The following is a 23,311-nucleotide window of genomic DNA, read 5'->3' as shown; positions in this document are numbered from 1 at the left end:
TCTTAGCATCAGATGGAGTTTTAATTTCACCTGATATTTATTAACAGACTTCTTAGTGATTCATCACTTAGAAGGTGTTATCTTTTATGATAAATAAGGATATACAATAAGGTAAGTGTACAGCATTGTGAATTTATTAAGTTTTTGGTATATTAATTAGATAAAAATAAAAGAAAATAAAAGAAAACAAAAGCAAATGCTAATATATATATAAATAAATAAAATATAAAAGGTGATTATATATTTGGAAACTAGTCCTATAGATGATACTATAAAGATAAATAAATGAAAGGAAGCGATTATAATGAGTTCAGAACAAGGGAAACCTGTTGTAGCTATAACCATGGGAGATCCAGCAGGAGTAGGACCTGAGATTGTAGTTAAAACATTACAAGAAGAAGAAATATATAATACTTGTAAACCTTTTGTAATTGGAACTGTTAAAATAATTGAAAAAATTGTTTCTATTCTTGGAATAAAAACAAAAATTAATAAAATTGCATCTCCTAAAGAGGCATTATATGAATTGGGAACTATGGATGTTTTAGAACCTGAAAATTGTGATTGTGACTCTATAGAGTTAGGTAAGGTCCAAGCTAAAGCTGGGGAAATGTCTTATGCGTACATTAAAAAATCTATTGAACTTGGATTAAATAAGGAAATTGATGCTGTTTCCACAGCTCCTATTAATAAAGAGGCAATAAGAATAGCTGGAGTAAAATACATAGGTCAGACAGAAATATATCAAGGACTTACTAATTCAGAGTATGCACTTACTATGTTTTCAGTACGTAACCTAAGAGTATTTTTTGTAAGTCGTCATATTGCACTTAGAGATGCTTGTGACTATGCTTCCAAAGAAAAGGTTTTAGAGTTTGTTGTTAACATTGATAAAGAATTGAAAAAATTAAAACTTAAGAATCCTAAAATTGCTGTAGCAGCATTAAATCCTCATGGTTCAGATAATGGATTGTTTGGAACGGAGGAAGGAGAACAATTGATTCCAGCAGTAGAAGTAGCTAAAGAAATGGGAATAAATGCGGTAGGCCCAGTACCTGCTGATTCAGTATTTCATTTAGGCTTACTTGGAAGATATGATGCAATTTTATCTCTTTATCATGATCAGGGACATATAGCTTGTAAGACATTAGATTTTGAAAAATCTATTACACTTACATTAGGACTTCCATTTATCAGAAGCTCAGTTGATCATGGTACTGCTTTTGATATTGCAGGAAAAGGAATAGCGGGTCATGTAAGTATGATGGAATCCACTAGATTAGCAGCTGAATATAGCAAAATGATGAAGAATGCTTAAAAACTATAAAAATTAAAACTTGGGTAAGTTTTATGATAAGGGTTCTTAATTCGTTTTAAAATAATATGTATACGTTTTGAACTATAGAATAATTAGCACCCTTTGTTTGATGTATATGGCAAAAAATAAATCAAGCAAAAGGTGAAATTATATATAAATAATATACATTCAATATATATTATAACTCATTTATATTTACATTCAACATTTAAAAACATATAAATTTAAGGAGGGGAAATAATGAATCAAAATCAGAATGTGGTTGATAATAACCTGAACTCTGGAAGAAGGACTAATTATAGGTGGATAATCTTATTTATTATTTTTATTAGTTATTTTATCAATATGGCAGATAGATCCAACATAGGTATAGCATTACCTTTCATAAAAAAGGAATTTCATATTACCAATTTTGTATCTGGAGCTATATCAAGTTTCTTTTTCTTAGGATATGCTTTTTCTCAAATTCCAGCTGGTTTTGCAATTAAAAAACGTGGAACAAGAGGCATTGTTTCTGCAGCTATTGTAGGATTTTCAGGATTTACTTATTTACTGGGTACAGTTTCAAGTACAATGCATTTAATATTCTATCGTTTAGGATTAGGATTAGCAGAGGGACCTGCTCCAGTAGGTATGACGTCTACTATTAATAACTGGTTTCCAGCAAAAGAAAAAGCTACAGCTACAGGTATATATATTGCATCTACACAACTTGCACCAATTTTAGTACCAACTATTGCTGTTTGGATTGCTACAAATTACGGTTGGAGAAGTATATTTTTCTGGTTTGCAATTCCTGGATTATTTATGGCTGCTATATGGTATTTTGTAGTAAGAACAAAACCTGAAGACGATAAGTTTGTATCTAAATCTGAACTTCAATATATTCGTCAAGGTGAAGTTTCACAAATAGAAGCTACTTCAGCTCCTAAAGATAAATCTTTAGGATGGATTGATAAATTTATTAAATATAGGAAAATTAGTAAAGTAGATACTAGTAAGAAAGTATTTAAATCATGGAATATATGGGGAGATACATTAGCTTACTTTTGTATGAATAATGTATTATATGGAATGTTAACTTGGATTCCATCATATTTAGTTGTTGCTAAACATTATTCATTTATAAAGATGGGATTTGTTGCTTCTGCCCCTAGTGTTGGAGGACTTATTGGAGCACTTTTAGGTGGAGTTATTTCAGATAGAGTATTCTTAAAGAGACGTAAGCCAACTATGCTTATAACAGCTTTAACTACAGCAGTAATGATGATTGTACTTATCAATTTACCTGAAAATGTAACTTTAGTATCTTTATGCTTATGTATAACTGGATTATGTCTTAACATAGGATGGCCAGCATTTACATCATACTTAATGGGATTGACATCAGGAGAAACTTATTCTGTTGCTATTTCAGTAGTTAATAGTGGTGGTAACCTAGGTGGATTCTTCGCACCAATGATTATAGGAGCACTGCTTGACATATTTGGCAACTACAATTTAGCTTTCGTATATTTTGCAGTACTTCTGTTTGCAGCTTTCTTAATAATATTAACTTTAGATGAACCTGTTCAAAATTAGATTTGCAATTTATTAGATGTTACAAAATTATTTATATCAGTGTTACACAAAGGGGAGTGAAGGAAATGGCAATTATAGGTGCTGTAGCTGATGATTTGACAGGTGCTACTACTGTTGGAGTATTGCTTGCAAGATCAGGAATTACTACTGCTGCGCTTTTTAACGAAAATTGTTCAATGTCAGATAATTGTAATTTAGATCATGAGGCAATTATTGTAAGTACTAATAGTCGTGGTATAACTAAAGAAAAAGCTAAGGAAAAAGTAAAAATTGCTACTTTAAACTTGAAACGTATGGGTATCAGGGAATTTTCTAAAAGAATAGATACTACTTTACGTGGAAATATAGGCACTGAAATTGATGCTATGCTTGATGAATTAGGATCAGATACTGTTGCAGTCATGCTTCCTTCTATGCCCCAATCAAATCGTATTATGGTTGGAGGATATTCTATAATTAATGGAGTACCATTATCTAAAACTCCAGTAGCAAAAGACGTTAGGACTCCAGTAACAGATTCGTATGTCCCAAGGCTTATAGCTAAGCAGACCAAGAGAAAAGTAAGCCATGTGGGCTTAGATGAATTACTTAAAGGAAAAGAAAATCTTAAAAAAGTACTAACTGAAAGTAGAAATAAAGGAGCAGAAGTTTTATTAGTTGATGCAATTTCTTTAGAAGATGTAAGTATGGTAGCTTGTGCTGTTACAGAACTTGATTGGAATGTACTTGCAGTTGACCCGGGTCCCTTTACAGAACAACTTGCTAGAGCTAAAAAATTTAATTCCAATGTAATAAAGAAATCTGTTAAAATGGAAACAAAAGATAATGAATTTTATGGTAGTGGCACAGTTTTAGTTGTAGCAGGAAGTGCATCATCAGTTACTGTTTCACAAATGAAAGTGCTTAGGGATGTTTCTGGTACCTGTCAGGTTTCAGTAAAAGCACCGCTTTTATTAGGCGGTGGAAAAGCTTCAGATTTAGAAATAAAAAGGGTAAGTGAAAAGGTTGTAAATATTTTAAACGAAAGTAATGTACCTAGGGTAATAATGTTAGAAACAGCTTTAAGCGGTGATGTCCTTAATTTAAAGGAAGAAGGTAAAAAGTACGGAATATCTTCTGAAGAAGCTGCAGATAACATAAATTTAGGAATAGGAGAAATTACACGAAGAATTCTTGATAAAATGAAAGAAAAGATAGTAGGTCTTTATATGACAGGTGGAGATGTTATGGTGTATGTTTGTGCTTCACTTGGAGTGGACGGAATTGAACTTATTGACTACGTTATTCCACAATCGGATTTAGGAAGATTAATAGGAAGCAAATTTAATGGAATGACTGTGGTAGGTAAGGGAGGACTTACAGGAGACGATACAACTGCAATTAAAATTGTAAATAGAATTTTTTATGAAGAGGAATGCAAAGCAAAGAGTAGAAGCTGTATGTAGTAAATTTGGAGGTAATTTGTATGAGAAAAAAGATTATAGGAACAAGCTGGAAAATGCATGTTAATTCCATAAAAGATGGCGTGGATTTAGCCAAACAGATAAAAGATAATTTAGGAAATATGGATTCGGTAGAAATATTTATATTACCTACATTTCCAATGATAAGCTTTCTAAAAGATATTTTAGAAGGAAGCAAGATTGGATGGGGAGCTCAAAATATGTGTTTTGCAGAAAAAGGAGCTTATACAGGGGAAGTACCACCTCAAGTGTTAAAGGACTTAAAATGCCAGTATACAGAGATTGGACATGCTGAGCGAAGAAAGTTTTTTAATGAAACAGATGAAATAGTGAATAGAAAAGTAAAACTTAGTTTTAAATATGGCTTCGTACCTATAGTTTGCATCGGAGAGACTCAAGATGATCTAGACAATGAATTTGGAAGCATAAGGTTAAAAACTCAAATATTATGGGCTTTGGACGGTTTAAGCAGAGAGGAAATGAAAAAGGTTATACTAGCTTATGAGCCAGTTTGGGCAATAGGAAAGCAGCAGGCAGCAAGTCCGGAATATGTTCAAAATATGCATGAATTTATGAGGAATTTTATAATAAATGAATATGGAGAAGAAGTTGGAAATTCTATAAGAATTATATATGGAGGATCTGTTAGTCCTGAAAGTTCTAAATTGCTCATGAAACAAAAAGATATTGATGGATTGTTTATTGGAAGATTTGGTTTAAAGATAGAAAACTTCAAGAGTATAGTTAGTTCAGCTCTAGTATAATAGTTTGAAAATTATTTTTCTATATATTGACGAAAAAGCCAAAAAAGAATATTATAAAGTCATGTAAATGTATCCACTTTTTATCCGATGACTACCTGCTCTAATACTCTCACGTCTCCAAGTGGGAGTAAAGAGCAGCTACGTCTCTGGATAACGATTTCTAAGCATCAGGTGGAGTCAAAACTCCATCTGATGCTTAGAAATCTGTTTATAAAAGAGATGGATATCAATTGACTGAGTATATAAAAATAAGGTCAATCTTTATTAAATTAAATAAAGCTTGGCCTTATTTTCATATTAAATAAAGGTTATAATCTATATTTTTAAGGGTATAAAAAATGTAGAAATTAAATAAATGGTGTAAAAAACTTTACACTAACAATTAAAATAGGGGGAAATGATTATGAAGAAAATAAGGAAGGGCAGTTCAATTTTATTATGTGCTATCCTTGTACTATCTACCTTGATAGTAGGATGTCAGAGTAACAAAAAAGCAACTTCTGACAACAAAAAGATTAAAGTAGCTTTTGTTTATGAAGGACCTATAGGGGATACAGGATGGAATTATGCTCAGGATCAAGGAAGAAAGTATCTAGCTGCTAATATGCCAAACGCAGAAGTAACATATGTGGACAATGTACCTGAAACAGCAGACTCAGAGAAAGTATTTACACAGCTTGCCCAAAAAGGCAATAAGGTTATATTTGGAACAACTTATGGATACATGGATTATATGGTTAATGTAGCAAAAAAATTTCCAAATGTAGTTTTTATGCATTGTACTGGATACAAAACGTCAAACAATCTAGGAACATATGCTGGACGTGATTATGAAGGAAGATATCTTTCAGGTATTCTGGCAGGTAAGAATACAAAGAGTAATGTAATTGGATTTGTGGCTCCGTTTTCAATACCTGAAATTGTAAGAAATATTGATGCCTTTACTTTGGGAGCACAATCAGTAAATCCAAATGTAAAAGTTAAAGTAGTTTATACTAATTCATGGAGTGATCCTGCTACTGAAAAAACTGCAACTAATAGTTTGATAGATGCGGGGGCTGATGTACTTGCAATGCATCTTGATTCTACTACTGTAATGCAGGCTGCCCAGGAAAGAGGGGTATATGGGATTGGTTTTAGTTCTGATATGAGGTCAAAAGCTCCAAAGGCAGTGCTTGGAGGATCAATATGGAATTGGGGACCTTATTATGTCAAGACTGTTAAAGCTGTAGCTAATGGTACCTGGAAACCTGGACAATACTGGGGTGGAATTAAAGATAACGCAATAGTTGATATAGGTCCTTTTGGTCCAATGGTAAAAGATGATGTAAAGTCACTTATTTCAAAACAGAGGCAGAACATTATAGATAATAAGTTAAATGTATTTGAAGGACCAATATATGATCAAGCTGGTAACTTAAAGGTTGCTAAAGGACAAAAACTTACTGATGAACAAATGCTTTCTATTAACTGGTTTGTAAAGGGCGTTGAAGGAACAATCTCTAAATAGAATATATTATTTTTGCATACCGGCTTTTAAATGAGTCGGTATGTAAACTTTAAAGGTTGGGAGTGATAATATGGAGAAACAACCTATAGTTGAAATGACTAATATTTCAAAAGAATTTTCAGGAATAGCAGTTAATGATAAAATCTCATTTTCATTAAATGCTGGAGAAATTCATGCTCTTTTAGGTGAGAATGGAGCAGGCAAAAGTACACTTATGAATATATTAACAGGTCTATATAAACCAGATAGCGGTGAAATAAAGATAAATGGGAAAAATGTTGAATTCAACTCTCCTAAAGATGCCATAACTTGTGGTATAGGTATGGTACATCAGCATTTTAAATTAGTAAGAGCTTTTACTGTGGCAGAAAACATAATGTTAGGACTTAGAAATTTAAAAGAAATTTACAATAAGAAATATATTGAAGATGAAATTGAAAAAAATGCTCAAGAATATGGACTTTATGTAAACCCTAAAGCTAAAATATGGCAACTCACAGTAGGAGAACAACAAAAGGTTGAAATTGTAAAAGCACTTATGCATGGTGCAAAAATACTTATAATGGATGAACCTACAGCAGTACTTACCCCTAAGGAAGGGGAATCACTTTATAAAACACTGGGCATTTTAGCTAAAAAGGGAAAATCCATTATAGTGATATCACATAAAATGAGAGAAGTAATGGAAAATACCAATAGAATTACAGTGCTGCGTGATGGAAAATCCATGGGTACTTTTAACACAAAAGATGTTAAAGAAAAAGATATGGCGAAAATGATGGTGGGCGGAAATATAGTACATGTTTCCAGTAAAAAAGCAGTATCAAATGGAAAGAAAATTTTAGAATTAAAAGATGTGTGTTCAGAGGACAAAAGTGGATCTGTAAAACTAAAAAATATATCATTTAGCGTACATGAAGGAGAAATATTTGGAGTTGCAGGTATTGATGACAATGGTCAGAAGGAGTTGGCAGAAGTTATTTCAGGTTTGACACCAATAAAAGAAGGAAATATATTCTTAAATGAAGCAAATTGTATAAATGAAAGCAGAAGGAAATTTATAGATAAGGGAATAAGTTATGTACCAGAAGATAGGATGACTGTAGGTCTTGTAGCTGACATGAATGCTTGCGAAAACATGATACTTGAAAATTATCGAAGGATGCCAGGATATCATATTAACTGGAGAAAAGTGTATGATAACACAGTTAATATAATAGAAAAGTTTCATATCAAGATAGCTTCTTTGAATACTCCTGTGAAAACCATGTCAGGGGGAAATATGCAAAAGCTTCTTTTAGCCAGAGAAATACAGTCAAATCCAAATCTTATTGTTTTAGCATATCCTTTTAGAGGACTTGATATAGGTGCCTCAGAATATATAAAAAAACTTTTAATAGATGAAAGAAATAAAGGTAGAGCAATTCTTCTCATTTCTGAAGAACTGGAAGATTTAATACAGCTTTCAGATAGGATTTGTGTTTTGCATGAAGGCTCTATTATGGGAATAGTAGATTCATCGGAGGTTACTATGGAATCTATTGGACTAATGATGTCTGGAAGTAGAAAGGAGAATTACAGTGATTAACGTGCTTAAAGGGTGGAAACTAAAAAAGACGGACTCCTGTTCTATGATGAAAAAGGTAATGGTTTCTATTATATCTGTAATTGGTGGAATTGTATTTTCAGCTATTATCATTGCTATTACTGGAAATGATCCTATAGATGTATGTTCCCAAATATTTTCTGGTGCTTTTGGTTCAACTTATGGGCTTTCAGAAACTGTAGCGAAATCTATACCACTTATGCTTACCTCTCTTGGAGTATCACTAGCTTTTCGTATGCAGCTCTGGAATATAGGCGCTGAAGGTCAGTTTTTCATGGGAGCATTTGGGGCTTCTTGGGCTGCACTATCTTTTCCAAACATGCCAGCCTATGAATTGCTGCCACTTATGATGATAGCAGGTTTTATAGCAGGTGGATTATGGTCAATGGTTGCAGCAATTCCAAAGGCATTTTTAAACATAAATGAAACCATAACTACATTACTTCTCAATTATATAGCTATTTTATGGGTTCAATATTTGGTATTTGGACCTTGGAAAGATCCAAAGGGCAAAAATTTTCCCGTAAGTGCCACTTTTTCTAAAAGTGCAACTTTAACTTCCTTTGGTAATACAGATATAAATATAGGTCTATTTATTGGAATAGGAATAGCAGTGTTGATGTTTATTGTTTTGAAGTATTCTAGATGGGGTTATGAGATACGGGTAAGCGGCGGTAATAAAAGCACTGCAATCTATGCAGGTATGAATTATGTTCGAAATATTTTAATTGTTATGTTTATAAGTGGAGGAATTGCAGGGATTGCAGGAATGGTAGAGGTATCAGGAGTTATCCATAAACTTCAACAGAATATATCACCTGGATATGGATATACAGCGGTTATAATTGCGCTTTTGGCAAGACTTAGTCCTTTAGGAATAGTTATAGTTTCTTTCTTTATGGGAGGTCTTTTTGTAGGCGGATATAATTTGCAAACATCAGGCTTTTCATTAAGTATGGTTTTAATGTTTCAAGGTGCCATATTACTTTTCGTACTGGGGAGCGAAATATTACTCAAGTATAAATTAGTGAGAAAGGAAGCTTGATAACATGAATAGTACTTTTATAATTTCAGTGTTTGCAGCGGGAGTTATTGCAGGAACGCCTTTATTATATGCTTGTCTTGGAGAACTTTTGACAGAGAGATCAGGAGTAATGAATTTAGGTGTAGAAGGCATGATGCTTGTAGGTGCTGTAACAGGATTTATAGTTAGTATTCATACTAAAAATCAATGGCTGGGATTTATAGCAGGAATTGTGGCTGGTGCGGCTTTAGCATTTTTTCATGCTGTCCTCACTATAAAGTTAAAAGCTAATCAGGTAGCCAGTGGTGTGGCACTTACTATATTTGGAACTGGACTTAGTGCCTATCTTGGGAAATCCTACATAGGAGCTCTTCCAGCTGCTTCATTTAAGGCTATAGATATTCCGCTTTTAAGTAAAATACCAGTGATAGGGACAATACTCTTCAAAAATGATCTCTTGGTGTATTTGAGTTTTATACTGGTTTTTGCAATATGGTTTGTGCTTTATAAAACTAAATCTGGGCTTATACTGAGAGCTGTTGGAGAAAATCCTGCTGCTGCAGATGCTGCAGGAATAAATGTTTTTTTAGTAAGGTATCTATGTGTAATTTTAGGTGGTATGCTGTCCGGGGCAGGGGGTGCCTATATATCTCTTGCTTATTCTCCTTCATGGAGTGAAAATATGACAGCAGGGCGGGGATGGATTGCCATAGCCCTTGTGATATTTGCATTGTGGGATCCAATTCGTGCTGTAGTAGGAGCTTATATTTTTGGAATTATAAGTTCACTGGGCCTTCACCTTCAGGCTTTTGGTTTTGTTATTCCTACATATATACTACAAATGCTTCCTTATATTTTTACTTTTGTAGTTCTAATTTTTACAACTAGAGAAACTAAAAGTAGACCTTCAGCTATGCCTAAAGCGTTAGGTATTTCCTATTCAAGGGAAGAAAGGTAATTTTTTAAAGTGTTAGCGTAAGAAAATTATCCATAAATTTCCACTATCAATTATCGACTATTTAAAAACATATATACTTCTTAAACAGGCTGATACACTAATTAATTAGTGTGTCAGCTCATTTATTTTATCTGATACCAAGAACTCTGTTTATCTGTGCATGGATAAAAAATATTTGCAAAAATTTAAGTCTTCTGTAAGTTCGAGATGAAATGAAATTATGAAAATGTATTCATAAGCTTTAAAATAAAATCTTTATAGAATCTTTATACAGGCAAGTACAATCTTAACTCAAAATTTATGTTCAAGGTGGTAGTATAGTAAAATCAAAATTAAGAAATCAACTTTTGACAAGGGGTTTATTAATATATTTAACTTAACTTTCGCAATATTTTTATATTAAGTTAATTTCGTATGTGCGAAAGTTGAGATATTTAATTTACGTTTAGGGGGTGTTAAAAATGAATTTAAATTTAGGAAATGTATCAAATGCTCTTATAGGTAAAAGCTTAAAAACCGAGGAATTAAAAGGTGAAAAATTCAATGTATTTTGGGGACTGCCAATAATGTCAAGTGACGCCATCTCCTCTGTAGCCTATGCTGGAGAAGAAATATTATTGATACTTATGCCGGTTATGGGGCTTTTGTCCTATAGATATATGCTCTATGCTTCACTATGCATTATATTTTTATTGTTTATGCTTATATTTTCATATAGACAAACTATAGATGCCTATCCAGGTGGTGGAGGTTCTTATATTGTAGCAACAGATAATTTAGGGACAACCGCTGGTCTTGTGGCAGGAGCTTCATTAATTATTGATTATATATTGACTGTAGCAGTAAGTGCTTCAGCAGGAACTGCTGCTATAACTTCAGCAATACCATCCCTGCTTCCACACACGGTTACTATAACTCTAGTGCTTATAACGCTTTTAGTAATTGGAAATTTAAAGGGCATAAGAGAATCTTCAAAGGTATTTGGAGTTCCAACTTATATATTTATATTTTTAATATTAGTTATGCTTATATGGGGAATAATAAAAATAAATTTTATGGGGTATGTACCTAAATCCAGTTATAAGATACCTGATGTTTCTGGAACTATAACTATATTTCTATTTTTAAAGGCTTTTGCAGCAGGGTGTACGGCTTTAACAGGTGTGGAAGCTGTAAGTAATGGAGTTCCAAACTTTAGGGAACCATCACAGAAAAATGCTAAGATTGTGTTAATGCTTTTAGCTTTTATAGTACTTTTAATGTTTGGGGGAATTTCCTATTTGGCTACACTTTATCATGCTGTTCCAAATTCTAATGTAACTGTAGTTGCTCAGATTTCGTGGCAGGTATTTAATGGAGGAGTTTTATTTTATATAATTCAGGCAGCTACAGCCATTATACTTGTTATGGCATGTAATACTGCTTTTGCAGGACTTCCGCTGTTACTTGCTCTTATGGCTAAAGATGGATATGCCCCAAGACAGTTTGCAAAACGTGGTAAAAGACTTAATTATTCCAATGGTATAATAATGCTTGGTTTGCTAGCTGCTATATTAGTTATAATATTTAAAGGAGATACCCATTATTTGCTAGGACTTTATGCTGTAGGAGTGTTTATATCATTTACTTTATCTCAGTGCGGTATGTTCAAAAGGTGGACTAAAATTAAAATAAACGGATGGAAACACAAGGCATTTATAAATGGATTAGGTGGAGTGTTAACTTTTGTTACAACTATTATTATAGGAGTTACTAGGTTTACTCGTGGTGCGTGGGTAGTTTTCATACTTATACCTATAATTGTATATACCATGGAAAAGATAAAAAGACATTACTTAAAAGTTGCACAGCAGCTGAGGCTTTCAATGGATGAGCTGAGAAAATATGAGAAGGTAAGTTTTGAGGGGCAAAAGAGATACGTAATAGTACCTATAGATACCTTAAATAAATCTTTTCTGAAAGCTTTAAATTATGCTAGAACTATATCTGAGAATATAATAATATTTCACGTTTCTGTAGATGATGAGGTGACTAATAAACTTTTAAAGAAATGGAATGAATATAATATAGGTATACCTATAATAGTGAAAAAATCTCCTTATAGAAGTATTATAAAGCCTCTTGCAAAGTTTATAGATTCTGAAGAGTATGCTGCAGGACCTAAGGATACAATAACTGTTGTACTTCCACAATTTGTAGTTACTAAATGGTGGGGAAATATTTTGCACAATCAAACTGCATTATTGATTAAAACTATTCTTCTTAAAAGAAGAAATATAGCAATAGTTACAGTGCCTTATATAATAGATGAAAATTAAATATGTATAGAGATTCTAAACCCAAAATAAACTTATGCTCCGAATATTTTTACAACTACAAGTACGGTTAAATATTTTAATAAGTCTAAGGGGAAATTTAAAAAAATACTGAGGACTTTTGAAAACTCGTACCTCAAACAATTCAAAAGTCCTAAATTTTTTTAAATTTTTACCTAAGACTTATATACAAAATATTTAAATGTACTTGCTTATTGTAAAATATTTCTACGCATAAGTTTATTTTTTAGTTAGAAAACCTAGAACCATTTTACTATTACCAGAGAAAAGTATTTTAGCTTTGAAAAATATAATAGTAAAAAATGGAGAGTTAAGAAAGAAATTCACATTTTGTAGATTTCTTTTTTTTTGGAATAAACAGAGTTCTTGGTTTCAGGTGGAGTTTTTTCTTCATCCGAAACTTAGAAATCGTTATCCAGGGGCGTAGCAGCCGTTATCCTCCACTTTATAAGAAAAGCAGATGTCCCAAATCTTTGATTTGGTGACAGTCGCTTTCGTTGTGTGCGATAAAGGTATTACGGCTGGTAGCCATCGGATAAAACATTTATGCAATTTTTACATAGGTGGGGTTTATCTTAACTCTAATTTTATACATTAGGTGATAGTATTAGGGCTAAGAAATATGGAGGAGGAATAAAAATGCTGGATATTATATTTGTAGCTTTGCTTTTAATAGGATTTTTGTCATTAAAATATTTTACAAAGTGGTGTGAAAACCAAATAAGTAAAAAACAATAAGTTGGAGGGATGTTTATGATCTTTTTAGTAATTGTGATTATTTTATTGTTTGGATATTTGTGTTATGCATTATTTAATCCAGAGAAATTTTAACTATAGGATGTGGAGGTTAATAATATGGGAATATTGCAAATTGAAATTATACTTGTTATTCTTGTTCTACTCTGTATTCCAACAGGTAAATATATTTATAAAGTTGCAGAGCATGAAAAGACATTTTTAGATCCTGTACTTGATAAAGTTGATAACTTTATTTATAAAATATCCGGAATAACAAAGGAGGATATGACATGGAAACAATATATTTTGGCTTTGTTTTTATGCAATGCTGTTCCAGCTGTTTTAGCATATATAATTTTGAGAATACAGTTTATACATGTTTTAAATCCTAATCATATAGGAGGCATGGAACAGGGACTTACATTTAATACTGTAATAAGTTTTTTAACAAATACTAATCTTCAAGATTACAGCGGAGAATCAGGAATTTCTTACTTTAGCCAGATGATAGTAATTACATTTTTTATGTTTCTTGCAGCATCAACAGGGCTTTCTATAGCATTGGCATTTATGAGAGGACTTGCAGGAAAGAAAAAAACACTGGGAAATTTTTATGTGGATTATATAAGGATTATAACAAGAATACTTCTTCCTGTGTGTATTGTAATATCTATATTTTATATTCAACAGGGTGTTCCACAGACATTATCAGCTAATAAAACAATTACTACTATAGAGGGAAAGTTTCAGGACATTCCAATGGGACCTGTAGCAAGCTTGGAATCAATAAAACTATTTGGAACTAATGGAGGAGGATTTTTTGGTGCCAATTCAGCTCATCCATTTGAAAATCCAACACCACTTACAAATGCTTTTGAGATAATTTCATTTCTTCTTTTTGCAGGAGCGACTGTGGTATGTTTTGGACATATGATTAAAAAGAAGAAACAAGCTATATCTATATTTTCAGCTATGAGTGTGCTATTTGTAATTGGCATTGTAATATGTTATGCAGCTGAAAAAGCAGGTAATCCTATACTTGGACATTTAGGACTTAATCAAATTATGGGCAATATGGAAGGTAAGGAAGTTAGATTTGGAATACCTATGTCTGCACTTTTTACTACAGCTACTACGGCTACATCCTGTGGTGCTGTTAATAACATGCATGATTCACTGACACCTATAGGTGGACTTGTGGCACTTGTAAACATGATGCTCAATGTAATATTTGGTGGAAAAGGTGTAGGGTTTATGAATATGATCATGTATGCAATACTTACTGTTTTTCTGTGTGGACTTATGGTAGGAAGAACTCCTGAATTTCTTTCAAAAAAAATTGAGGGAAAAGAAATCAAATTAATAGCACTTGCTATTATTATACATCCATTTTTGATATTGATGTTTTCAGCTTTAGCACTTGTTGTACCTCAAGGAATTGCAGGCATATCAAATCCAGGATTTCATGGACTTACGCAGATATTATATCAATTTACAAGTTCAGCTGCAAACAATGGATCTGGATTTGAGGGACTTTCAGATAACACTATGTTTTGGAATACAACTGCAGGCATAGTAATGTTTTTCGGAAGATATTTGTCTATGATAATACTGCTTGCTGTATCAGCATCTTTAGCTTCAAAGAAGGCAATACCTGTAACTGCAGGCACATTTAAAACAGACAATGGGGTATTTACTATAACTTTAGTATTTATTGTCTTGATAATTGGCGCACTTACATTTTTTCCAGCATTGTCTCTTGGACCTATTGCAGAACAGCTTACATTATGAATATAAAAAGGGAATGGTGTGATTATGAAAAATAAAATTAAAAAATCTAAGTTTATTACAAAGAGCATAATGAAAGATGCAATTGTAGAATCTTTAAAAAAATTAAATCCTAAATATATGATTAAAAATCCTGTTATGTTTGTAGTTGAAATTGGATTTTTAATATCTTTGATAAGTACAGTTTTTCCTAGTATATTCGGAGATAAAGGAAATAATCTGAGAATTTATGATTTTGTAGTAGCTTTAATATTGTTTATAACAATATTGTTTGCAAACTTTGCAGAAGCAATAGCTGAAGGAAGAGGAAAAGCTCAAGCAGAAACGCTTAAGAAAACCCGTAAGGATACTTCTGCAAAATTACTTGATTTAAATGATAATGTAAAAGTTATAAGTGCAAGTGAACTTAAAAAAGGCGATGTAGTTTTAGTACAAAATGGAGATATAATTCCAAATGATGGGGAGGTTGTTTGCGGTATAGCGTCTGTAGACGAATCTGCAATAACTGGTGAATCAGCACCTGTTGTCAAAGAGTCAGGAGGGGATTTTGCTTCAGTTACAGGTGGAACTAGGGTTGTAAGTGATTGGTTAAAAGTAAAAATTACAGCGACTCCAGGAGAATCTTTTTTAGATAAAATGATAAGTCTCGTAGAAGGAGCATCAAGGCAGAAAACACCTAATGAAATTGCCCTTAATACTGTGCTTGTAAGTCTAACACTTATTTTTCTTATAGTACTTGTAGCACTTTATCCCATGGCTTCTTATACAGGGGTAAAGATTTCAATATCTACTCTTATAGCCCTTTTAGTTTGCCTTATACCAACTACAATAGGAGGATTGTTATCTGCAATTGGTATAGCTGGAATGGATAGGGTCACAAGATTTAATGTTATAGCTATGTCTGGAAAAGCAGTAGAATCCTGTGGTGATGTAGATACCATGATACTTGACAAGACTGGTACCATAACTTTTGGAAACAGACTAGCTTCAGATTTTATTCCTGTAGAACATGTATCTAAAGAAGAGCTTATAGATTATGCTGTTTTATGTTCTTTAAAGGATGATACGCCAGAGGGCAAATCTACAGTAGAACTTGGATATAAATTGGGTTCAAAAGTGGAAAAATCCAAATATGAGGATATGGAATTTGAAGAATTTACAGCACAGACTAGAATGAGTGGGGTTAATTTAAAGGATGGTACTTCTATAAGAAAAGGGGCCTATGATGCTATAAAAGATAGGGTAGAGAAATTAAAAGAAGCTATTCCATATGGACTAGATGATATTGTAAATAAAGTAGCAAGCTTGGGAGGAACGCCACTTGTAGTATGTGTGGGTAATAAAATTTATGGAGTTATATATCTTAAAGATACTGTAAAGCCAGGTCTTGTGGAAAGATTTCAAAGGCTTCGTGAAATTGGAATCAAAACTATAATGTGTACCGGAGATAACCCACTTACGGCAGCAACTATTGCTAAAGAGGCAGGAGTGGATAGTTTTATTGCTGAATGCAAGCCAGAGGATAAAATAGAAGCTATAAAAAAAGAACAATCAGAAGGTAAAATTGTAGCAATGACAGGAGATGGAACAAATGATGCTCCGGCACTGGCTCAGGCAGATGTAGGGCTTGCTATGAATAGTGGTACCACTTCAGCTAAAGAGGCTGCCAACATGGTGGATTTAGATTCAGATCCAACCAAGATACTAGAAGTGGTTGAAATAGGAAAGCAGCTTTTAATAACAAGGGGAGCACTTACTACGTTTAGCATAGCTAATGATGTAGCTAAATATTTTGCTGTAATACCTGCTATGTTTGCAGTAGCTATACCTAGAATGCAGGTAATGAATATTATGAAATTGGCAACACCTTATAGTGCTATACTATCTGCGTTAATATTCAATGCCGTAATAATACCTCTTTTAATACCTATTGCTATGAGAGGCGTAAAATATAGACCTATGAAATCAGAGACAATGCTTTTGAGGAATATGCTTGTTTTTGGATTTGGAGGAATTATTGCTCCATTTATAGGAATAAAAATTATAGATTTACTAATAACTCCATTAGTTAGAATTTTTAATTTAGGTTAGGTTTTTCAGAAAGGAAGGTTTTAATATGAAAATGATCCAAAAATCTATTCGCTTAACTGTTGTTTTGATGATAATTTGCGGTATTATATATCCGCTTTTTATAACAGGTGTAGGTCAGGTATTTTTTCATAAACAGGCAAATGGAAGTATTATAACGGTAAATGGTAAAGAGGTAGGCTCTGAACTAATAGGACAGAATTTTACAGATCCGAGGTTCTTTAGAGGAAGGGTTTCGGCTGTGAACTATAACACTTACACAAAGGCAGATTTGAAACCAGATAAGAGTGGAAAAGTAGCTTACACTGGTGTATCATCTGGATCTCAAAATTTGGCACCATCAAATAAAGCACTTCAGGATAGGGTTAAAAAGGATTTAGATGACTTCTTAAAAACTCATCCAGGGGTAAAGAAAGAAGATATACCGACAGATCTCCTTACAAGTTCAGGATCTGGTCTTGATCCTGATATAAGTCCTAAAGCTGCAGAAATACAGATACCTGCTGTATCAAAAGCAACAGGAATAAGTGAAGAAAATATTCGTAAGATAATTCGTAAATATACGGAAGATAAAACTTTTGGAATTTTAGGTGAGCCTAGGGTAAATGTACTAAAAGTTAATCTTGAAATAGCCTCGATTTTAAATAAATAAGTTTTATTTTAATTGGAGAAGTAGGTGATAGTATCATGAAGAAGATGGGTGTTATAATATTATGTATAATTATTGTTGTATTTATAGTAGTTCTTGTAGATAAAGGTAGTAATAAATATCCATATACAGGTAAATATGAATGTCCCCAGAATAATACGATTCTAATACTTGATAAAAATAATAATTATACAATAATAAATAATTTATACAGAGAAGCTGTTTATACTAAAGGCAAGTATAGCATAGAAAGTAACAATATGAAATTAATGTTAAAGAAAGGCGAGACAATTTCCTATCCAAAGGAATATATTGAAGGAAAAATTGAGGGGGACAGAATTGAATTCGATAAGTTTTATGAAAAACATGTTACATTTTATCTAGAAAAATGAGAAAATAAATATGTGATACAAGTTCTATATGGAGGTGATTATTATAGATTATAATGAAAGACCTAATCCATATCGTATTTTAAACAAAGTGGAAAAAGAAGAGAGTGAAAGTGGACGGGGAAAATTAAAAATATTTTTTGGATATGCTGCGGGAGTTGGAAAAACCTATTCCATGCTTAGAGAAGCCCATGACATTAAAAATTTGGGAAAAGATATAGTGATAGGTTATATTGAATCCCATGAAAGATTAGAAACTATGGATTTGACTAAAGGGATTGAGAGTATAAATACTAAAGTTATCGACTACAGGGGGGTAATTTTAAAAGAATTTGATCTGGATGCAGCACTTTCAAGAAAGCCTGAGATAATACTTGTAGATGAACTTGCCCACACCAATGCCAAGGGAAAAAGACATAGAAAAAGGTGGCAAGATATAGAGGAGCTTCTTGAAGCTGGAATTGATGTATATACTACGCTAAATGTTCAACACATTGAAAGTTTAAATGATGTAGTTGAAAGTATAACTCATATTTCCGTAAGAGAAACTATTCCAGACAAAGTATTTGATAACGCGGATAAAGTTGAAATTATAGATATAGAACCAGATGAACTTTTAAAGCGTTTTAGCGATGGTAAAGTATATGCAAGAGATCAGGTAAAGAGTGCCTTTCATAATTTCTTTACTAAAAGCAATTTATATGCTTTAAGGGAAATTGCCCTTAGAAAAACGGCTGATAGGGTAAACTATGAAATTGAAACTGCAAGGCTTTCAAAAGGTCAGATTACTGTAGTACCTGCGTCCGATCAAATACTTGCATGTATAAGTTCATCACCTTCATCTCTTCGGGTTATACGAACAGCTGCAAGAATGGCAGAAGTTTATCATTCAAAATGGATAGTAGTATATGTAGAAACTACTAAATCTCAGAAATTAAGTAAAGAAGATAGAAAAAGACTTAATTCATATTTTAATTTAGGAGAGCAATTAGGTGGAGAAGTAGTTACAATATATGGGGATGACATAGCAGATCAAGTTATACAATATGCAAAATTTAGAAATATAACTAAGATAATAATAGGTAAGAACAACAAAAAAACAAGTAAGGTATTTCATTTTTATGCAAAAGATGTAGTAGATAAACTTATGGATTCTAATTCTTATATCGATGTTTATGTGATACCAAATTCACTATATGATAGGAAAAGTGACAAGATTACTAAGAAATTTAGTAAAGAATTTAGTTTGTCCTTAAAGGAAGCTATTAAAGCTGTTTTAATTTTATTAATAGTAACTTGTGTTGCTATGATTTTTGACTATGTGGGTTTTTCAGAAGCCAATGTTATTATGATTTTTATTTTAGGTGTTATAATTGTATATATGCAGACTACGGGTTACTTAATGGGTATAATATCTTCTTTAGTAGGTGTATCTATATTTAATTATTTATTTGTTCAGCCCAAGAGGTCTTTTCATTTTTATGATAAAAATTACTTGATTACATTTATAATGATACTTATTGAGGCATTTGTAATAGGAAATTTGACAAATAGGATCCAGCGGGATGCGGATGAGTCCTATACTAGGGAAAAAAGAACACAGACATTGTATAGGGTGACAAGTAAACTTTTAAGTGCAGTTGGAAATTCTGATGTAATTTCCATAGCTATAAAATATCTATCAAGACTTGTGGACAGGACTGTGGTATGTTACCTATCTATAGATAACAAGCTTTCAACTCCTTTTGTATATTATTTGGATGAATTAAAAAAAGATGATTCAATTTTGAATAAAGATGAGGCTGCTGTAGCTTACTGGAGTTTTTTGAAAGGCAAGGAAGCTGGTTCTGGTACAGATACATTTTATAGGGCAAGGGGATACTACATTCCAATAAAAGTGCAAAATAAGATATTAGGAGTTATTGGAGTTTCCTGTGAAAAAGATTTTTTAAGCCATGATCAGAAATTTATTGTAGAAACTGTAACGGGCCAAATGGCTATTGCACTTGACAGAGAAATACTTGTAGGACAGCAGGAAAAATCCAAAGTGGAAATTGAACGTGAAAGGCTTAGAAGCAATCTTTTAAGATCTATTTCTCATGATTTAAGAAGTCCCCTTGCAGGAATTAAGGGAGCAGTAAGTACTATTATAGAAAACGGTAAATTTATACCAGAAAAGACTAAGGAAGACTTGCTAAATGGGATTTATGACGATACAGAATGGCTTATAAGTCTTGTAGAGAATCTCCTTAGTATGACTAAATTTGATGAGGGAAATATGAAAATCAATAAAAATCTAGAACTGGTGGAGGAAGTAGTATCAGAGGCAGTTCAGAGAAGCTCTAAATATTTTAAAGACCATAAAATAAAGGTAGAAGTTCCAAAGAAACTTATAATGGTTCCTATGGATGGAAATTTAATTGAGCAAGTACTTATAAATTTAATTCAGAATGCTGCAAAATTTTCTAAGAAACAATCGTTTATACAAATAAAAGTTTATGAAAGTGTAGACGATGTATTTTTTGAAGTCATAGATGATGGAATAGGAATATCAGATAAAATATTGCCCCATATATTTGATAGGTTTTTTACCAATGGCAGCAGTATAGCAGATTCAAGACGTGGTGTGGGACTTGGACTTACCATTTGTAAATCCATAGTTGAAGCCCATTGTGGTACAATTGAAGCGGAAAACAAAAAAGAAGGAGGGGCTATTTTTAGGTTTAACATCCCTAAAGGGGAAAGTAATAGTAATGAGTTAATGTAAGGAGGAAGAGTGATGGATAGTAAGCCTTATATTCTTGTAATTGAAGATGACAGACCAATAAGAAATTTTATTACAGCAGCTTTATCTTCCCAGGGATATAAATATATTGAAACAGATAAGGGAAATGAGGGTATTTCTCTTGTAATGTCACACAATCCTGATCTTATAATATTAGATTTGGGTCTTCCAGATATTGATGGAATTGAAGTTATAGAAAAAGTAAGAGGATGGTCTAACATTCCGATTATAGTTGTATCTGCAAGAGGAAATGAAAGACAGAAAGTTGAAGCACTTGATAAGGGGGCAGATGATTATTTAACTAAACCTTTTAGTATAAGTGAATTGCTTGCTAGAATTCGTGTGTCTTTAAGGCATCTTATTGTAAACAAGGATCAACATGAGATATTGAATAATTTTAAGGTAAAAAAGCTATTTATAGATTTCGATAAAAGACGTGTAACTGTAGAAGGTAAAGAGATACATTTAACTCCTATAGAGTATAAGATAATGGCACTTTTATGTAAGTATTCAGGAAAAGTGCTTACTCATAATTTTATTATTCGTGAAATATGGGGTTCATCCTTGGGAAGTGAGACTAAATCATTAAGGGTGTTCATGGCAAATTTGAGACGAAAGATAGAAAAAGATCCTGCACAGCCTGAGTATATATATACAGAGGTTGGAGTAGGCTATAGATTAGCAGATGAGTAGTATAAGAGTATGCTAAAATTGAATTTGATTGCTAAAATTAATAAATTAAATTTTGCATATTAAAAACTTTGTGAGTTAAGAATTAATAATGAAGAATTAATAATGAAGAATTAATAGTGAAGGATGATTTTTAGCTTTCGCAAAAAATCTTTAAATTTATATAAGTCAGTGCTTAGTAATGTTTTGCTTTAGCAAAACGAGTGGTAAAAAGCTTAATCAAAGATTTTTTGTAGTGTAACGGAAAAAAATCCACATTAACTATTAATTAAAAAAGCTGAGTTAAATTATGTCTTGATATATCTATTTTAGGTCATTAAGCTGCTTTTTTAAGTCATGAATTTGATCTTTTTTACTCTGAATTGACTCGAGGTACTGCATCTGAGCTGCGATAGAAAGTACAGTAGCTCCAGTTGATGCAATTACGTTTCCAAGAACATTTATTTCATCTGCACTTTTATCCTTAGTTATAACAATGGCTATAAAAGTACTAAGTACTGCAAGCTGTGTAGGGGACATTGTGTTTAAACAAGACATTTTATTCACACCTCTAATATATATTATATGAAATTAACATAAATGACATACTAAGTTATTTAGGCATTTGAAAGAAAATGGGAGGGTAAGATTATGAAGGAACTTGGAAAATTCTTGGGATGGGTTGGATTTTGGGCGTATTTTATATTACTCCTTAATTTCTTTATAAAGTATATAAATAGGAAATATATAAAGAAGTTACCAAAGGATAAAAAACAGTATGCGCATATATATAAAGCTTTTATGAAATGCATTATAAAATATCACAAGTTGGTTGGAATTATAGGAGTTATAGCTGTAGTGTGCCATGGTTATATTATGTATAAATATAAGGGCATTTCCATACCGGGGCTTGCTGCAGCTGTAGTTATGGTTGCGACAGCATGTTTAGGAGTATATGGACTTAAAAGTAGGAATATGAAGGGAAAATGGCTTGTAGATCATAGGATATTAGCGTTTTTTCTCATATTCCTAATACTATTTCACATAATGTTTAAAAAATTTCTTATGATATAGAATTTCTAAACTTAAAAATAAACTTATACGTAGAAATATCCTGAGTATAAGCTTATTTTTTAATTGGTAACTATGTCAGTTATATTTTTAGGATCAATGTTAACGGCACATAAAACTTCTTATTTGACGTAAATCCATTCCAAAATAAACCCATCTATTTCTATGCCATCTATAACCTGAAATAGATCTTCTTCCTACATGAGTTAACCATGCCCAGAATCCATTGCCTCTATTTGGCCAAATATAAACGAATTTAAATAAGCATCGTCTTATAGAACCTGGATCTACAAATTTTGTACTTGAACCAGGTGCTAAGTTTTGAGGTGCTTGAGGAACATTGGCTGGAGGAGGCCCTGGTGGAAAGTTATCTCGCTGTCTGCTCATACACATAGGGGTATGGTTTGAGGAAAATTGTAGGTAAGGACATACAAAATCATCATCAAGATAATCTAGTTCTTCTGGCTCATCATCTTCTCTAGCGTCATCATCAAATCTGAAGTAATCATAATCGTACATGTACACAACTCCTATTTTTTACTCTTAATTAAATAGTATGTTATTGTGAGTTATA

General features: G+C 32.4%; 19 protein-coding genes. 17 read left to right on the top strand and 2 right to left on the bottom strand.

What is annotated here, in order from left to right; translation table 11 throughout:
* The first annotated feature begins 304 nt into the window (after positions 1 to 304).
* The 16 genes from pdxA (at position 305) to CLRAG_RS10710 (ending at position 21,690) form a co-directional block, all read left to right on the top strand.
* The gene (pdxA, locus tag CLRAG_RS10780; protein ID WP_065078446.1) at positions 305 to 1,318 is read left to right on the top strand and encodes a 4-hydroxythreonine-4-phosphate dehydrogenase PdxA; all 1,014 of its coding nucleotides are present in this window, start codon (positions 305 to 307) and stop codon (positions 1,316 to 1,318) included.
* A gap of 240 nt (positions 1,319 to 1,558) precedes the next feature.
* Positions 1,559 to 2,899 (top strand): MFS transporter, encoded by a 1,341-nt coding sequence (locus CLRAG_RS10775; RefSeq protein WP_065078445.1) that lies wholly within the window; start codon positions 1,559 to 1,561, stop codon positions 2,897 to 2,899.
* 65 nt (positions 2,900 to 2,964) lie between these two features.
* Complete coding sequence (locus CLRAG_RS10770) at positions 2,965 to 4,344, top strand: four-carbon acid sugar kinase family protein (RefSeq protein ID WP_065078444.1); 1,380 nt, start codon at positions 2,965 to 2,967, stop codon at positions 4,342 to 4,344.
* A 20-nt stretch (positions 4,345 to 4,364) separates the two neighbouring features.
* Entirely contained in the window at positions 4,365 to 5,126 is a 762-nt protein-coding gene (tpiA, locus tag CLRAG_RS10765) for a triose-phosphate isomerase (protein WP_065078443.1), read from the top strand.
* A gap of 403 nt (positions 5,127 to 5,529) precedes the next feature.
* On the top strand, positions 5,530 to 6,636 hold the full coding sequence (locus tag CLRAG_RS10760; protein ID WP_065078442.1) for a BMP family ABC transporter substrate-binding protein: 1,107 nt from the start codon (positions 5,530 to 5,532) through the stop codon (positions 6,634 to 6,636).
* Positions 6,637 to 6,706: 70 nt separating this feature from the next.
* Positions 6,707 to 8,224 carry an ABC transporter ATP-binding protein gene (locus tag CLRAG_RS10755; protein WP_065078441.1) on the top strand — a complete coding sequence of 506 codons (1,518 nt, stop codon included), beginning with the start codon at positions 6,707 to 6,709 and terminating at the stop codon, positions 8,222 to 8,224.
* A complete protein-coding gene (locus CLRAG_RS10750; protein ID WP_083985670.1) occupies positions 8,217 to 9,287 on the top strand; it encodes an ABC transporter permease in 1,071 nt (356 codons plus the stop codon). Before CLRAG_RS10755 ends, CLRAG_RS10750 begins: the two co-directional genes overlap by 8 nt.
* Positions 9,288 to 9,291: 4 nt before the next feature.
* Positions 9,292 to 10,224 carry an ABC transporter permease gene (locus tag CLRAG_RS10745; protein WP_065078440.1) on the top strand — a complete coding sequence of 311 codons (933 nt, stop codon included), beginning with the start codon at positions 9,292 to 9,294 and terminating at the stop codon, positions 10,222 to 10,224.
* Between the two features lie 461 nt (positions 10,225 to 10,685).
* Positions 10,686 to 12,542 carry an APC family permease gene (locus CLRAG_RS10740; protein ID WP_065078439.1) on the top strand — a complete coding sequence of 619 codons (1,857 nt, stop codon included), beginning with the start codon at positions 10,686 to 10,688 and terminating at the stop codon, positions 12,540 to 12,542.
* A 765-nt stretch (positions 12,543 to 13,307) separates the two neighbouring features.
* Positions 13,308 to 13,391: a K(+)-transporting ATPase subunit F gene (gene kdpF, locus CLRAG_RS21400; protein ID WP_081442095.1), complete on the top strand. Its 84-nt coding sequence runs from the start codon at positions 13,308 to 13,310 to the stop codon at positions 13,389 to 13,391.
* A 24-nt stretch (positions 13,392 to 13,415) separates the two neighbouring features.
* Entirely contained in the window at positions 13,416 to 15,089 is a 1,674-nt protein-coding gene (gene kdpA, locus CLRAG_RS10735; protein WP_065078438.1) for a potassium-transporting ATPase subunit KdpA, read from the top strand.
* Between the two features lie 24 nt (positions 15,090 to 15,113).
* Positions 15,114 to 17,177 (top strand): potassium-transporting ATPase subunit KdpB, encoded by a 2,064-nt coding sequence (kdpB, locus tag CLRAG_RS10730; protein WP_065078437.1) that lies wholly within the window; start codon positions 15,114 to 15,116, stop codon positions 17,175 to 17,177.
* Between the two features lie 25 nt (positions 17,178 to 17,202).
* The gene (locus tag CLRAG_RS10725; RefSeq protein ID WP_065078436.1) at positions 17,203 to 17,826 is read left to right on the top strand and encodes a K(+)-transporting ATPase subunit C; all 624 of its coding nucleotides are present in this window, start codon (positions 17,203 to 17,205) and stop codon (positions 17,824 to 17,826) included.
* A gap of 35 nt (positions 17,827 to 17,861) precedes the next feature.
* Entirely contained in the window at positions 17,862 to 18,215 is a 354-nt protein-coding gene (locus CLRAG_RS10720) for a hypothetical protein (RefSeq protein ID WP_065078435.1), read from the top strand.
* A 43-nt stretch (positions 18,216 to 18,258) separates the two neighbouring features.
* On the top strand, positions 18,259 to 20,979 hold the full coding sequence (locus CLRAG_RS10715; protein ID WP_065078572.1) for a sensor histidine kinase: 2,721 nt from the start codon (positions 18,259 to 18,261) through the stop codon (positions 20,977 to 20,979).
* 12 nt (positions 20,980 to 20,991) lie between these two features.
* Positions 20,992 to 21,690, top strand: coding sequence for a response regulator (locus CLRAG_RS10710; RefSeq protein WP_065078434.1), 699 nt, complete (start codon positions 20,992 to 20,994; stop codon positions 21,688 to 21,690).
* Between the two features lie 300 nt (positions 21,691 to 21,990).
* Here CLRAG_RS10710 and CLRAG_RS10705 read toward each other — a convergent pair whose 3' ends face one another.
* Entirely contained in the window at positions 21,991 to 22,224 is a 234-nt protein-coding gene (locus tag CLRAG_RS10705; RefSeq protein ID WP_065078433.1) for a hypothetical protein, read from the bottom strand.
* Positions 22,225 to 22,317: 93 nt separating this feature from the next.
* Here CLRAG_RS10705 and CLRAG_RS10700 point away from each other — a divergent pair, with 93 nt between their 5' ends.
* On the top strand, positions 22,318 to 22,740 hold the full coding sequence (locus CLRAG_RS10700; protein WP_065078432.1) for a hypothetical protein: 423 nt from the start codon (positions 22,318 to 22,320) through the stop codon (positions 22,738 to 22,740).
* Between the two features lie 99 nt (positions 22,741 to 22,839).
* Here the strand turns inward: CLRAG_RS10700 and CLRAG_RS10695 are convergent, their stop codons facing one another.
* Positions 22,840 to 23,256, bottom strand: coding sequence for a hypothetical protein (locus CLRAG_RS10695; RefSeq protein ID WP_065078431.1), 417 nt, complete (start codon positions 23,254 to 23,256; stop codon positions 22,840 to 22,842).
* Between the last annotated feature and the right edge of the window lie 55 nt (positions 23,257 to 23,311).

Source organism: Clostridium ragsdalei P11, from assembly GCF_001675165.1.
In the GTDB taxonomy this organism is placed as follows: domain Bacteria; phylum Bacillota; class Clostridia; order Clostridiales; family Clostridiaceae; genus Clostridium_B; species Clostridium_B ragsdalei.
This window is presented reverse-complemented; position numbering and strand designations above follow the sequence as displayed.